This is a genomic window from Betaproteobacteria bacterium (assembly GCA_009377585.1).
Taxonomy (GTDB): domain Bacteria; phylum Pseudomonadota; class Gammaproteobacteria; order Burkholderiales; family WYBJ01; genus WYBJ01.
On the sequence record WHTS01000074.1, the window covers coordinates 1 to 15,183 of the forward strand.

General features: G+C 63.2%; 10 protein-coding genes. 7 read left to right on the top strand and 3 right to left on the bottom strand.

Annotated features, from left to right (window positions below; all coding sequences use genetic code 11):
• The first annotated feature begins 121 nt into the window (after window positions 1-121).
• The 5 genes from dinD (at window position 122) to GEV05_20405 (ending at window position 9,577) form a co-directional block, all read left to right on the top strand.
• Entirely contained in the window at window positions 122-964 is an 843-nt protein-coding gene (gene dinD, locus GEV05_20385; protein MPZ45702.1) for a DNA damage-inducible protein D, read from the top strand.
• 84 nt (window positions 965-1,048) lie between these two features.
• Complete coding sequence (locus GEV05_20390; GenBank protein ID MPZ45703.1) at window positions 1,049-2,548, top strand: AAA family ATPase; 1,500 nt, start codon at window positions 1,049-1,051, stop codon at window positions 2,546-2,548.
• Window positions 2,549-2,552: 4 nt separating this feature from the next.
• The gene (locus GEV05_20395; protein ID MPZ45704.1) at window positions 2,553-5,816 is read left to right on the top strand and encodes a DUF1156 domain-containing protein; all 3,264 of its coding nucleotides are present in this window, start codon (window positions 2,553-2,555) and stop codon (window positions 5,814-5,816) included.
• A gap of 9 nt (window positions 5,817-5,825) precedes the next feature.
• The gene (locus GEV05_20400) at window positions 5,826-9,092 is read left to right on the top strand and encodes a DUF499 domain-containing protein (GenBank protein MPZ45705.1); all 3,267 of its coding nucleotides are present in this window, start codon (window positions 5,826-5,828) and stop codon (window positions 9,090-9,092) included.
• Between the two features lie 59 nt (window positions 9,093-9,151).
• On the top strand, window positions 9,152-9,577 hold the full coding sequence (locus tag GEV05_20405; protein MPZ45706.1) for a BON domain-containing protein: 426 nt from the start codon (window positions 9,152-9,154) through the stop codon (window positions 9,575-9,577).
• A 151-nt stretch (window positions 9,578-9,728) separates the two neighbouring features.
• Here GEV05_20405 and GEV05_20410 read toward each other — a convergent pair whose 3' ends face one another.
• Window positions 9,729-10,727: a tripartite tricarboxylate transporter substrate binding protein gene (locus tag GEV05_20410; GenBank protein ID MPZ45707.1), complete on the bottom strand. Its 999-nt coding sequence runs from the start codon at window positions 10,725-10,727 to the stop codon at window positions 9,729-9,731.
• Entirely contained in the window at window positions 10,724-11,509 is a 786-nt protein-coding gene (locus GEV05_20415; GenBank protein MPZ45708.1) for an SDR family oxidoreductase, read from the bottom strand. The genes GEV05_20410 and GEV05_20415 overlap by 4 nt, the downstream gene beginning before the upstream one ends.
• Before the next feature lie 212 nt (window positions 11,510-11,721).
• Here GEV05_20415 and GEV05_20420 point away from each other — a divergent pair, with 212 nt between their 5' ends.
• Together GEV05_20420 and GEV05_20425 are read left to right on the top strand one after the other, a co-directional pair.
• Window positions 11,722-12,123, top strand: a complete 402-nt coding sequence (locus GEV05_20420) for a BON domain-containing protein (GenBank protein MPZ45709.1) — start codon at window positions 11,722-11,724, stop codon at window positions 12,121-12,123.
• Window positions 12,074-14,128 (top strand): AsmA family protein, encoded by a 2,055-nt coding sequence (locus GEV05_20425; protein ID MPZ45710.1) that lies wholly within the window; start codon window positions 12,074-12,076, stop codon window positions 14,126-14,128. Before GEV05_20420 ends, GEV05_20425 begins: the two co-directional genes overlap by 50 nt.
• Window positions 14,129-14,263: 135 nt before the next feature.
• On the opposite strand, the gene GEV05_20430 is transcribed toward GEV05_20425, so the two are convergent.
• Window positions 14,264-15,031: an SDR family oxidoreductase gene (locus GEV05_20430; GenBank protein ID MPZ45711.1), complete on the bottom strand. Its 768-nt coding sequence runs from the start codon at window positions 15,029-15,031 to the stop codon at window positions 14,264-14,266.
• Between the last annotated feature and the right edge of the window lie 152 nt (window positions 15,032-15,183).

Sequence of the window (15,183 nt, forward strand, 5' to 3'; positions counted from 1 at the left end):
TCGCCTGCACCGTCACCGGTACACACGCATGACTCGGAGCCGCTGTGGCTGGCTAGACCTTCAACGTATGAAACTTTCATTCACAACAACTCGCCGGTTTGACCGGCGCACGGAGCAACGCATGAGTCCCAAAACACCAGAGAACCCTCGCCCCTCCTTCGACAGTATCCGGCAAGTAAGTACAGGGGGTGGTGAGTTCTGGCTGGCGCGCGAGCTGCAACCACTGCTCGATTACGCCGCTTGGGACAAGTTCAAGCGTGTGATAGACAAGGCCATCGAGGCGTGCAGGCAATCAGGCCACCCGGTCGAGGACCATTTTTCCCAAACGGCGAAAATGGTCGACATCGGATCGGGCGCCCGACGTGAGATTGAAGACTGTCGTTTGTCGCGCTACGCCTGTTATCTGATCGTGCAGAACGGCGATCCGGCCAAACCCGTCATCGCATACGGCCAAACCTACTTCGCGCTACAGACCCGCCGGCAAGAACTGCGCGATGAAGACGCTTTTTCCCGACTGACGGAGGACGAAAAGCGACTTGCCATCCGTAACGAGCTTGCGACGCATAACAGGAAGCTCGCGGCGGCAGCCAAGGATGCTGGTGTCGAAACACCAGTGGACTATGCCGTATTCCAGGACCACGGCTACAAAGGCCTCTACGGCGGGCTCGGCGCGAAAGACATACACACGCGCAAACGGCTCAGGAAGAGCCAGAAGATTCTGGACCACATGGGCAGCACCGAGATGGCGGCCAATCTGTTTCGCGCCACCCAAACCGAGGAGAAGTTGCGGCGCGATCGCGTGCGCGGCAAATCGCAGGCAAACCAGACCCATTTCGCGGTGGGAAAGAAAGTGCGCCAGACGATTCAGGAATTGGGTGGAACGATGCCGGAACAGCTTTCGACTCCCGAAACGAGCATTCGACAGATCGAACGTGGAAAGAAAAAGCTCGCGAGAAAGAGATGATCGACGAACGACTCATCGGATCGCCGTGCCGCGCGAACTACACGCGTGTGGATTGTTCGGTGACGTCATAAGGGAGGAGCGCCGATGGCACAAGCCGACATATTCACTGATCTGCTTGCACCCGAGCTTGCCGAAGCTCTGCATCGCCTCAATCCGCACTGGAGCGGACTCCCTGGGCCGCAGATCCCGAGTTTTCACCGGCATCTGTTCGATCGGATCTACCGCGATCTAAGTTCGGGTCTCACTCCGGCCACGGTGCTACGCGGCACCCGACGCGTCGGCAAGACCATATTGCTTCGGCAGGTCATCGAAAAGCTGCTTGCGGACGGCGTCCATGCCAAGCACATTTTGTATGTTCCCTTCGATGAGATCGGCAGTCTGCGAAAGTTGCGCGATCCCATTCTGACCATCGTGCGCTGGTACGAAACCAAAGTGCTGCTGCGAACGATAAACGAGGTGGCGCACTCGGGTGCTTCTGCTTATCTGCTTTTCGACGAAGTGCAGAATCTCGATGCATGGGCGCCACAGCTCAAGCATCTAGTGGATAACAACACGGTTCGCGTATTGGTTACCGGCAGCTCGTCGCTGCGCATCGAGGCGGGACGGGACAGCCTTGCGGGGCGGATCACGACGTTCGATCTCGGGCCGTTGCTCCTGCGGGAGATCGCCGAGCTATCCATGGGCGGAAGCGCGCCCTCCCATTGGAGCGACAACGGTGCGGATCGCTTGAGCGACCCGACGTTCTGGCAAGAGGCTGTCAAGAAAGCCGGTCGTGAGGCCGATCTTCGACATCGGTCCTTCGCGGCCTTCTCCGCAAGAGGCGGGTATCCGATTGCGCACGAGCGCAGTGATGCTCCCTGGCCGGAAGTCGCCGCCTATCTCAACGAAACCATCGTCAAACGAGCGATCCAGCACGACCTCAGACTTGGGCCGCGCGGCGCAAAACGCGATGAGAAACTGCTGGAGGAGGTCTTCAGACTGTGTTGCCGCTATGCCGGTCAGGCACCTGGCCAGAATGCCTTCGTGCCGGAAATCCAGCAGGCGCTCGCCGGAAACATCGGCTGGAGCCGGATCCTGACCTACCTGCGGTTCCTGGACGGGACGTTGCTCGTGCGGCTCACCCCGGCCATGGAGCTTCGCTTGAAGAAGCGCAAGGCTCCCGCGAAGATTTGCCTAAGCGACCATAGTCTGCGGGCGAGCTGGCTGCAGGAAATCATCCCGCTCGACCCACCAGGCCTCGCCGCGAATCCTCATCAGACGGTTCTAGCCGGCCATCTCGCCGAAAGTACGCTCGGCTACTTCCTCGCGTCGGTACCGAATCTTGAGCTTGCGTACTTTCCGACCCGGGGCGCCGAACCGGAGGTCGACTTCGTCCTGACCGTCGGGACGCGGCGCATCCCCATCGAAGTCAAGTATCGAAGGCGGATCGATCCTCACGACGACACATTGGGTCTACGCGCCTTCCTGGAGAAGACCGTCTACAACGCACCCTTCGGCCTGCTTGTCACGCTCGATGACGACGTGCGCGTACCTGATCCCAGGATCATTCCCATCTCGCTTTCGGCTCTGCTTTGGATGCGATGAACCCATGAACGACAAGCGCCTCATCGAAGTCGCCTTCCCGCTCGAGCAAACGTCGCTCGACTCGGTGCACGAAAAGAACGTCCGCCATGGCCACATCTCGACGCTGCACATCTGGCCGGCACGCCGGCCGCTGGCTGCGTGTCGCGCGGCGCTGATCGCGACGCTGCTGCCCGATCCGGGCGACAAGGCGAAGCGCGACGAGATTCTTACCAGGCTCGCGGGCCGGGTGGAAAAGACGGTCAAGAAGAAGAAGCTGCCTTCCGGAAGGATTGAAGAGGTCGAAGCGAAAGAGACGGTCGGAGGCATCCTGCATTGGGGACGCGAGTCCGGCTCCGACCTGGGATGGTTCCGCGAGGAGATCCGCAAGGCCTACGGCGGGCGGGCGCCGAAGGTGCTCGACCCCTTCGCCGGCGGCGGTGCAATCCCCCTGGAGGCGATGCGCCTCGGCTGCGAAGTCACCGCTGTCGATATCAACCCCGTCGCCTGGTTCATCCTGAAATGCACGTTGGAGTATCCGCACAAGCTCGCCGGTCAGACGCGAAAATTGCCTGAGTTCGTGCTGAACGAGCCCGCCTTCATGGCGAGCTACATCAAGAGCCGGCTGCCGGACTACCTGCGCGGGAAGGGCGTCAAGGAAAGCGATATCAAGAAGACGCTCGCCAAGTTTGCCCGCACCGAGCTCGACCCTGAGCAGCAGGAGTTCCTGTCGTCGATCACTTCCGATCCGGCGTTCCTGGAAGCAGATCTTGCGTGGCACGTGCGCGCATGGGGCCATTGGGTCCTGAGGCAGGCACGCAGGGAGTTGGCGCCCTACTACCCGACTTATGCCGAGTTCTGCACCATCAAGCCGTACGCACGCGTCCCGCTGGCGCGCGCGGACGAAGATCAGTTGAAGCTGGTACCGACCAACGATGACGGCGAGCCGCAGATCGACTTGCTCAATGCCGGCTTCGACAGACACTATCTGGACAACGACCGGAACCCGCGCTGGATCGCGAAGCCGACCGTCGCCTACCTGTGGGCGCGAACGGTGAAGTGCAAAGCCTGCCGTGCCACGATTCCGCTGCTCAAGACGCGCTGGCTGGCGAAGAAGGACGACAAGCGCGTGCTGCTCACCATGCAGCCGAACGCGGACAAGACGGGCGTCATGTTCGGGATCGATCACGACGTCAAGGTGCAGGGCGGCAATCCGGCGCAACGGCGCGAGCACGACAAGCGCATCGGTATCGGAACGATGAGCCGTTCGGGCGCGCAGTGCCCGTGCTGCGGGACCATCATGACATCGTCAGACCTGCGCCTGGAAGGAATAGCCAACCGACTTGAACTGACGATGACAGCAGTTGTAACAGACGCCGTGGGCGGAAAGGGGTATCGACGCCCCACAACGCACGAACTCAATATGAATACCGCATCGGAAGCACTCGTGGGAAGTTTGTTTGACGAGATCCCACTCGGGCCGCCCAGCGAACCTGTCCCCATTGGAGCGAGTCGCGCCGGGGGAGGGTCAGCCTTCACTGCCGCGCTCTATGGGCTGGACCAGTGGCAAAAGCTGTTCACTAGGAGGCAGTTGCTTTGCCTAGGCACAATTCTTCAAGCTACCCGTCGCGCGAACGATGGTATGCGCGAACACGCATATCCAGAGCTTTGGGCGCAAGGCATAGCGGCATACCTTGGATTGGCAGTCGACCGTATTGCGGACCGAAGTAGCACCATTTGTCATTGGGATCTTGGCTACGAGAAGGTCGCAAATACCTTCTCCGGATTCCGATTGCCCATAAGCTGGGACTTCTGCGAAGCAAGTCCGACAGGGGACAGTACTGGTTCTTATCCAGGCCAACTGGAATGGATCGCACGATATATAGAGCACGCGTTACCGGCAGTTTCGGCGGCGCCAGTACCTTCCGTAAATCAAGCCAGCGCCATTGCAGCAGTCACCGATGGCTTTGACCTGGTCCTTACCGACCCCCCGTACTACGATGCAATCCCCTATTCCGACTTGATGGACTTCTTCTATGTATGGCTCCGCCGTACTCTTAGCGGAACGCTCCATGAGGAAGACCATATCTTTGGGCCGCCGCTCTCTCCGAAATGGAATCATGAAGAGAATGATGGTGAGTTGATCGACGATGCGTCTCGATTTGGAGGTCATAAGCGAGACTCAAAGAACAACTACGAAGTGGGTATGGCGCGTGCGTTTGGTGCATGCCATGCCGCACTGAAATCAGACGGACGATTGGTGATTGTATTCGCCCACAAACATCCTGACGCGTGGGAGACGCTGGTTTCAGCCATCATCAAGGCAGGATTCGTAGTAAATGGAAGTTGGCCAATTCGAACGGAAATGGGAAATCGAACTCGTGCTTTGTCGTCGGCCGCGCTCTCCTCCTCCGTCTGGCTCGTCTGCCGAAAACGCGACCCGCTTGCACGCGCAGGCTGGGACACCGACGTCCTCAAGGAAATGGAATCGAACATCACCCAGCGCCTGCGCGATTTCTGGGATGCCGGCATACGCGGTCCGGACTTCGTCTGGGCGGCGACGGGTCCTGCGCTTGAAGCCTACAGCCGCTACCCAGCGGTCAAGAAGGCAACCGAAGCGGGTGTGCTGATGACGGTCACGGAGTTCCTGCGCCACGTGCGCCGCATCGTGGTCGACTTCGTCGTCGGCCGCGTGCTCTCCGGCGGCGCGCAAACGAGCGCGGCCGGCGACGTCTCGCTCGACGACGTGACGACCTACTACCTCCTGCACCGCAACGACTTCGGGCTCAAGGACGCGCCCGCCGGGGCCTGCATTCTGTACGCCGTGTCCTGCAACCTGTCCGAGCGGACGCTCGCGGACCAGTTCGAAATTCTTTCGCGCGGCAAGGGCGCCGGGACCACGGACGAGCCCGACGAGGATGGCGAAGCCGAGGCCGATCCGGACGACGATTCGGGCAAAGGCAGTGGCGGGCAATTCAAATTGAAAGCTTGGCATCAGCGCAAGCACCGCAGCCTCGGACTGGAGCCGGCCAACGGCAAGCCCGTGCCTTTGATCGACCAAGTGCACAAGACCATGCATCTCTGGAAGGCCGGTGACGAAAACAAGGTCAACGACTATCTGGACCAGCGAGGCCTGCGGCACAGTGCGCTGTTCGATCGGCTCGTGCAGGCGCTGATCGAGAAGAGCCGCGCCGAGGGGCAAACCGAAGAGTGCACCATTCTGGAGAAGCTCTCCAATCATCTGCGCAGGCTGGGCAGCACCCCGCAGGCCGCACTCTCGCTTTCCGAGTAGGAACCCACCATGGCAAAGACCAAAGCGTGGCACCAGGTCATTCAGCTTCGTTCGGACATCCGCAGCGGCGAGCTTTCGCAGAAGGAATTCGCCGCGGACCTCTACGACGTGATGATGGATCGCAATCGCTCCGTTTATCACGATCCGAAGGAATTCTTCGCGCTCACGTATGCGACCACGAAGTTGCGCGAGCTTGCACGCGATGTGGTCCTTCGGCTCGCGGGAAAATCCGAGAAGGCCGTCCGCCAGCTTCAACTCACCTACGGCGGGGGAAAGACACACGCCTTGATCACGCTCGTGCATCTGGTGTCCAACCCGGATTCGCTGCCGAAGCTGCCGGCGGTGGCGGAGTTCACCAGCCATATCGGCATGACGCCCCCTCGTGCACGCATCGCCTCACTCGTGTTCGATCGACTGGACGTCGAGACCGGGATGGATGTGCGTGCGCCCGACGGCGCCGTGCGGCGCTTCAAGATGCCCTGGAGCGCGCTGGCCTGGCAGTTGGGCGGGGAAGGCGGCTTGAAGCTGCTCGGGGGGACCGCCAAGGAGCGCGAGACGCCACCTGCCACCAATGTGATGGAAGACCTGCTTGCCTTGCCGGAGAAGGAAGGCCTCGCCACCCTGGTGCTGCTCGACGAAGTGCTCATGTGGGCGCACACGATCGTCAGCACCGACAAGGCATGGATCAGGCGGCTGGAGACTTTCTTTCAATGCCTTACCCAGGCGGCGGGGCGCGTAAAGCGCTGCTCGCTGGTTGCTTCCCTGCTCGCCTCCGATCCGGGTAAGAGCGACGACATCGGCAAAGAGGTCGAGAAGGCGCTGTACGACATATTCCAGCGCGTGGCCGATACCGGCATCCAGCCGGTCGAGCGCCAGGATGTCGCCGAAGTGCTGCGCCGGCGGCTCTTCACCCCGGAGAGCTACTCGAACAAGAGCGGATGGAAGGCGCAGGTGGTTGCTGCCTTGAACGGGATCTGCGAGCTCGACGATCAGAGCAAACGTAGCCGCAACCAGGAAGAGAGCCGCTATACCGAAGCCTTTCCTTTCCACCCCGAGCTGACCGACGTGCTGTTCGAGAAGTGGACGCAGCTCGAAGGATTTCAGCGCACCCGTGGCGTGTTGCGCACATTCGCATCCGCGCTGCGCGATGCCGAAAAATGGAGCGACCCGTCGCCGCTGGTGGGCCCGGCCGTGTTTTTGTCCGCACCGGGCGACAACAATCTGACCGACGCCACGCGCGAGTTGGCTACCATCGCGCGCAGCGAGCAATACGAGGGCAAACGCCAGGACTGGCAGGCAATCCTGCAGGGCGAGCTCGACAAGGCACGCGACATTCAGCTGGAGTCGATGCTGGAGAACCGCGAGCTGGAGCAGGCGGTGATCGCCACGTTCATGCACTCGCAGCCGATCGATCAGCGGGCGCAAACCCGCGAGCTGATGGTGCTGTTGGGCCAAGTGGCGCCGGATCGAATCGAACTGGCCAAGAGCCTCATTCGGTGGGCCGACGTTTCGTGGTATCTCGACGACACCTTCACCGCGGAGCGGGACGGCGGCCTGCCCAAAGTGTGGCGCCTGGGTTCGAAACCGAACCTGCGTCAGATGCATCACGACGCGCGAATGCACGTCGCGCCGACCGTCGTCGAGGAGGTGCTCGAAAGGGAGATCGCGGGCACCCGGAAGCTCACCGAAGGCGCGCGGGCTGCCGGAGCGGGCGTGCACAATCTGCCGGCGCGGCCGGCCGATATCGAGGACGACGGCGAGTTCCACTATGCCGTGCTCGGACCGAAAGCAGCCTCCGAATCGGGCAAGCCCAGCCCCGAAGCAAAGCGCTACATCGACGAGACGACGAGCGCCGATCGGCCTCGTGCCACCAACCGGAACGCCCTTGTTCTCGCAGTCCCTTCGAAGGAAGGCATCGATGTCGCGCGCGAGCGCGTCCGGGACATGCTCGCCTGGGAACAGGTGCGCGAAATGCTCAAGAGCCGGGAGGATGTCGATACAACGCGCCTGGCCCAACTGGAAATCAACCTCAAGGCCGCGCGCGGGGAAATGGCCTCGCACATCGTGATGGCCTATTGCATCGTGGTCACGGTCAATGATGCCAACGATATCGCCGCGTTCCGGTTGAGCGTGGACAACGAGCCCTTGTTCCTGAAGATCGTTGCCGACAAACGCTCGCGCATTGAAAGCACGGCAATCAACGCCGAGGCCCTGTTGCCGGGCGGTCCCTTCAATCTCTGGGCTGCCGGCGAGAAATCGCGCTATGTAAAGGATCTCGTCGGCGCCTTTGCTTCGACGGCGCGGCTGCCGAAGATGCTCAACCGGCAGGCGATCATGGATACGTTGTTGCGGGGGTGCGAGGCGGGCGATTTCGTCCTGCAGGTGACGCGAGCCGATAGATCGATCCGGTCATTCTGGAAATCCCGCCCCGATGAGCAAGCGCTTCGGGAGCCGAGCCTGGAAGTCGTGCTGTCGGAGGCTGCGACGCTCACGGATATTGATCCCGCATTGCTGGCGCCAGGAACGCTGCCGGAGTTGTGGAAAGGCGAACCGGTCAGGATCGGCGAGATCGCAAAGTATTTTTCGGGTAAGCATTACGTCCAGGTCGACAAGGGGGGATTCAAGGAGCCGATGGCCATCCCAGCTGCGACCATTGAAGTGATCAAGGAGGCAGTGGCCGGCTCGGTAAAAGCGGCGCATGTGTGGCTCGTGAGCCCGGGATTGAGTGTTCATGGTGAGGATGTTCCACTCGGACTGCTGCGCGACGACAGCGAGTTGCATGCACCACCGCCTCCGATCAGTGCACCGGAGTTGTTGCCGGACCGATTGCCGGCCGTCTGGTCCAGTGGTGAAACCACGGCCCACGCGCTTCACGTCGCTCTTTCGGCTCATATGGGGATGGCATTACCATGGATGGCGATCCGGTCCGCACTGGACGACGCATTTCGTCTGGGCCTGCTGGAACGCGCAGTCGATTCTGTGTCGTGGCCAAGCGACGCGGGCGGTGCGGCCGCAGTAAAGATTGTTCCGGCAGAGCGTACCGCAGAAGCGCGACCTTCAGCACTCGGCGCAAAGGCCGCGACGGCGGACCTTGCCACCAGCGAGGTGCAGGATCTTGCGGAATATGTCGGGGAGATCCGACAAGCGGCTGCCGGCTATCCGTTGAAGTTCAGAATTACCATAGCGGTGGGCGACACTTCGCAAGTCCCGCAAGGCGTGGTCGATGACGTCAACCGTTTTTTGAACAGAATTCGCGCGGGATGGCAGCTGGAATAAGGTAGCCAGAGGCATGCAGGTTGCAGGGGCGAGGCATCGTCTTCCGAGGAGATTTTGCCGTGCCTCGTGTTCACGCCTTCTCAACCCTCGCATCCGTAGTCACTGTGGCGTTCGTGCTTTCCGCCTGCGGTTCCGAAGCGCCCGAAACGGTCCAGTATCCCGCAGCCGCACCGGGTACGGAAAAGCTTGCCGACCGCGGCGATCAATCGATCCCGACGCCGCCGCGGTCAAGCAGTCCGGCGCGACAAGAATCGACCGAGGTCCCCAGCTACGACGGCACGCTGGTCGCCATGGTGGAGTCGGCGATTGCGGCGGAGCCCGAGCTGAACACCCTCGGCATCGACATATCGGCCGCCGACGGAACGGTGTACCTGCGCGGCGAAGCCCGCACCCGGGAGACGCGCCAGCTGGCGACCGAGGTCGCCAGCAAGATCGACGGCGTCAAGCAAGTGCAGAACGAGCTGTTCGTGACTGCAGACTCGTAAGGCGCGCGGCTCAGCCCCGCTCGGTGCAGGTCGTCCGAAGCAAGCCCAATCGCCCAGGCCCGCCACGATCCGCCGCGCCAGCAGCCCGTACCGCCGGGCCACGCTGCTGTTGTTGCCGAACGGCTCGCACGCGAAACGCACGCCGCCTGCGCTAGTCGGCTTTCGCCCCGGAAGCCTTCACGACCTTCGCCCACTTGGCGATCTCGGCGTGCACGAACTTCGCAAACTGGTCCGTCGACATGAGCGACGGCTCGGCCCCGAGCGGCGCGAGCTTCGCTTTCATCTCGGTGCCGGCCAGCACCGCCTGCATGTCGGCATGCACCTTCGAAACGATGTCCTTGGGCATGGCGGCCGGACCGAACACTCCGTACCAGGACTCGACCTGGAACCCGCGCAGCCCCGACTCATCCACCGTCGGCACATCGGGCAACACGGGCGAACGCTTGAGACTCGATACGGCGAGCGCGCGCAATCTTCCGGCCTTGACCTGCGGCACGGCCGGAGGAAATCCCATGGAAGCAAGCTGGATCTGTCCGCCCAGCAGGTCGCCCATCATCTGCCCCGATCCGCCCTTGTACGGAATGTGCAGCATGTCGATGCCCGCCATGGTCTTGAACAACTCCATGGCGAGATGGTTGGGCGAGCCGATGTTGGGGGAGCCGAACGCGATCTCGCCCGGGCGCTTCTTGGCCAGCGCAATGAGCTCCCCGGCCGACTTCACCGGCATCGACGGATGCACGACGATGACGCTCGGAAAGGTGGCGATGTTGGCGATCGCGACCAGATCCTTCTCCAGGTCGTAGTTGACCTTGCGGAACAAGCTCACGCCGATCGCATGCGGCGCGCCGGCAACCAGCAGCGTGTAGCCGTCGGGTGGCACATTCTTCGCCACGTGCTCCGCGCCGATGCGCCCGCTCGCGCCGACCCGGTTTTCCACCACTACCGACTGGTTCCAGCGATTGCTCAACTGCGCGCCGGTGAGCCGCGTCAGAACGTCGGTGGAGCCGCCCGGCGAGAACGGAGCGACCAGCCGTACCACCCGGTTAGGATAATCCTGCGCCTGCACGCCGCCCACCAACGCCACGCCGACCGCGCAGCCGATCCATGCCTTCTTCATGCAGCCCTCCTCGCTTGGTTGTCGATCTTTCATATGCCGTGATAGGCGCCGCCGTCGACATGCCAGGCCGCGCCCACTACGAAGCTCGCCCGCTCGGATGCGAGAAAGGCCACGACGGCCGCGACTTCCTCCGCGCGCCCCATGCGCTTCAGGGGAAGTTTGTTCAGACGTTCTTGTCGGATCTGCGCTTCCGGCTGGCCGGTGAGATCCGCGAGCAGGCTCATGGTCTCGTCCTGCCGATCGGTGTCGATGATGTGCGGCACGACCGCGTTCACCAGCACGTTGTACGGCGCCATGATGAGTGCGATCGACTTGGTGAGATTGAGAACGGCGGCGTTGTTGAGGCCGACCGGAATGGTGATGGCACCCGCTTCGCGTCCGCCGACGCCGGCCAGGTTGATGATCCGACCCCAGCCGCGCGTCTTGAGATGCGGAATCGCGTGGCGCAGACAGCGCACGTAGCCGTTCAACTTCTGCTCGAACAGCGCTGGCCACACGGCCTCGGTGAGCGAGGCGAAATCGGCCGGATTCACGCTGCCGGCGGCATTGACCAGGATGTCGAAATGGCCGAACTGTTCGATGGTCGCCTGCACCATGCTGCGAACGGCCGCGTCGTCTTCCAGGTCTGCCGCCGCCGCGCGCACCTCGCCGCCATCATGAGCCAGTTGCTCGCGGGCGGCCGCCAAGCGCTGCGGATCGCGCGCCGTGATCATCACGCTCGCGCCTTCAGCGAGCAGCGCTTGCGCAATGGCGCGGCCGACGCCGCGGCTCCCGCCGGTGACGAGCGCAACCTTGCCCTTCAACCCGAGTTCCATTGCCCTCCCCGCATGCCTCGCCGGCCGTAGAAATTATAGCGGCCACTTCCTCTGCCGCGCGCGCGTCCGAACGCGCCCAAAGCGGGCACAGGGCGTGCGCCCATTCGGACATACGGCATTTCGCTGGCGGACACGCCACGCTGCAAGCATGTGCGGACAGTATATCCGGCAGCACGGCAGCAACGAAACGCCTTCGATACGAGGATACACGTATGGACGAGAAATTCAGGCTCGGATGGATTCCGGCCGGAGTGTTTGTCCTTCTGGTTGCCGCCTGCAATTCGGATTGGTCCGATCGCGTTCCTGAGGTGAATGCGCAGGCCGGCAGGGAGACCGAGGCGTCCGCCGGGCAAACCGCGACGCCAGGCAACATCCCGACGCGACCCACCGAATCAATCGAGGACGCAGCGCTGAGCTCGAAGATCGAGGCGGCGCTCGAAGCCGAGCCCGACCTGCATGGCTCGGCGATCGCGGTACGGAGCCAGGAAGGCGTCGTGACACTCTCTGGAACCACCCCCGATCCCAAGCTGCGCAGCATGGCGGCCCAGGTTGCACTCTCGATCGATGGCGTCAAGCTCGTGCGCAACGAAATCGCGCTCGCGCAGGAAGCATGAGCATCGGCGCAAACGCTCCCTCACCCCCAACCCCTCTCCCGGAGGGAGAGGGGAGCGTAAATGGGAACATGCGGCCATGACGATCGCCTGGACTCGGCCCAAGCGCATCGGCATGGCCGTCGTGCTGTTCCTGGTGGCGGCGATCGCGATATTCGTTCTCGTATTCGACTGGAACTGGCTCAAGTCGCCGATCGAGAATGGCGTGTACGACGCCACCGGCCGCACGCTCGAGATCCGAGGCGCCATCAGCGGTGAGTTCCGGCTGCATCCGCGGCTGCGCTTCGAGCAGGTCCGGCTATCAAATCCCGAGTGGGCCAAGTCTCCAGACCTGCTGCTCGCCGATGCGGTCGAGCTGCAGATCGCCGTGCTCCCGTTGCTGAGAAAAAAGGTCCTCATCCATGACATCGTGCTGGAGCGGCCCGAGCTGCACCTTCAGCGCCTGAAAGACAGCCGCGCCACCTGGGTATTCAACGAGGAGCAGCAGGACAAAGGCGAGGGGTCTACGCCGATCATCGAGCAGTTGCGCGTCGATCGCGCGAGCGTGCATTTCATCGATGCGTTGACCCAGGCGGACCTGATCGCGAAGCTCGAGGATACGGCGGCGCCGGACGATCCGCGCAGCCTCAAGTTCCAGGTCGAAGGCATTTTCCAGGCGCAGCCGCTGAAGCTCGCCGGCGAGACCGCCGCGCTGCTTTCGCTGCGTAATGTCGAGCAGGCGGTGCCGCTCGCGGTGAAGGGCACTCTGGGCGACACCCAGGTGGCGGTAGACGGCGAGATTCGAGGCCTGGTCACGTTCGAGGGCGTGATCCTGCGCTACGACGTTCGAGGCGCGAGCCTCGCGCTGGTCGGACCGTACTTCGGCGTGCCGCTGCCGGAAACGCCGAAGTTCTCTGCCGCCGGATTGCTCACGCGCGAGGGCAACACCTGGCGCACCACCGATCTCGAGGGCCGCATGGGCAAGAGCGACGTCGCCGGCACCGTGACCGTGGTGACCGGGGGCGAACGACCCCGGCTCGAGGCTAACCTCGTCTCCAACATGCTGGACCTTGCCGACCTGGGCCCGCTGATCGGCGCCAGCAATCGCTCGCGTTACAAGCCCACGTCGAAGGACGCAAAGATGCTCCTGCCCGCCCGCCAGCTCGAGTTCGGCGCGCTGGGCAAGCTGGATGCGCATGTCCAGGTGCGGGCGAAACAGGTGGTCCGCGTGGCCGACTGGCCGTTCGACAATTTTCGCGCCGACTTCCGCCTCGAGAATCGGCAGATCCTCCTCGACCCGATCGAATTCGGCATGGCGAGCGGCAAGCTCGCCGGACGAGTGACGCTCGATGCGAGTCAGCAGCCAGCCAGTGCAGCGCTGGCGGCGCGCATGAGCGGCGTACACGTGGCGGAGATTGCGCCGGACAAGGCCGCGGTGGGCGAGGCGGCGGGAACCCTTTCCGGCCGCATCGAGCTGAAGGGGCGCGGCAACTCGGTTTCGGCGGCGCTCGGCAGCGCCGACGGGCGCCTTACGCTCCTGCTCGCCGAGGGAAACGTCCCCGGTCTGCTGCCCGCGCTGATCGATCTGGATGGTGCGCGCGTGCTCGCGAACCTGGTCGGCAGCAACCCCGAGAGTGTGCGCTGCTCCGCGATCGACATCACGATCGCGGACGGCATCGCGACGCCCAACGTCGCGCTGGTCGAGACCGATACCACGGTGCTCTCGCTGTCGGGGCGGCTGAATCTCGAGACGGAGCAGATCGACATGAAGCTCACGCAAGCGCCGAAGAAGCCGAGCTTCCTGTCGCTACGCACCCCGATCGTCGTCGGCGGTACGCTAGCGAACCCGGACCTCGGCCCGGCGCCAGCACCGCTCGCTGCGCGCGGCGCGGCAGCGCTGCTGCTCGGGCTGATCAATCCGCTCGCCGCGGTATTCGCGCTGATCGAAACCGGCCCGGGCGAGCACGGCACCTGCCCGGTGATCCAGCGCGGCTACCAGGCGGGCTCGGCCAGCGGTGCCCCAAGTTGAGTGAAGAGTGAAGGCGTGAAAAGTGAAAAAGCGGGGACGGTGGTCCCGACCTCCTTTCGTCAGAGGCGGCGCCCTTCACCCTTCACTTCATTCACTTTTCACTCATTCCCCGGGGGCTTCACCCCGTCGAAGAACTCAGACTACTCCCGAAACGCCGCCGTCGACGTTGATGCAAGTGCCGGTGATGTAATTGGCCGCATCGGAGGCGAGGAACGCGATGGCGTTGGCGAGGTCTTCCGGCTCACCCATGCGGCCGAGCGGTACCGTCTTGGCCTGCGCGGCGAAGTGCTCTTCCACGGTGCGGCCGGCGCGCTTGGCGCCGCGCTCCTGCTGCGGCGTCTTGATCTTGCCCACGCAGGCGACGTTGACACGGATGTTGTGCGGACCGAGCTCTTTCGACAACGCTTTCGCCAGCGTCACACTCGCCTGGCGACTCACGACCGTGGGCAATTGATTGGCGCCCGGCGTCGCGGCGGCCGCCATCGTGAGCATGATGATGCTGCCACCGCCTTGCTTCTTCATGTGCGGGACGACGCAGCGCACGCCCTCGATCGGCGCGTACAGCTTCACCTCCATGTCCTCGCGCCAGCCCTTGTCGTCGACCTTGTCGAACGGATTCTGGCCCGAGCCGCCCGCATTGTTGACCAGCACGTCGATCCGGCCGAAGCGCTTCACGGTCTCGTCGATGAACCGCACCATGTCCTTGGTCGCATCGCCGTTGACGGCGAGCACCTGCACGCCGAGCGCCTCGATCTCGCCCGCCGTCTTGGCAAGCGGCTCCTGGCGCCGCGCCAGGATCGCGACGTTGGCGCCTTCCATGGCGAAGCGCAGCGCCGTCGCCCTGCCGATCCCTTCGCTGCCGCCCGTGACGGCGACGACCTTGCCCTTGAGTCCCAGATCCATGTGATCTCCCGTGAGATGAATGCCCGCTGGATACCCCTCCTTATATGGTCACCTCCCGCTTATATGGTCACCTCCCGCTCTTGAGATGAGGGGAAGTTAAAGCCGCTCCTGTCAAGGAGGGCTCGACGCGCTCTGCGCGGAGGGGGTGGTAA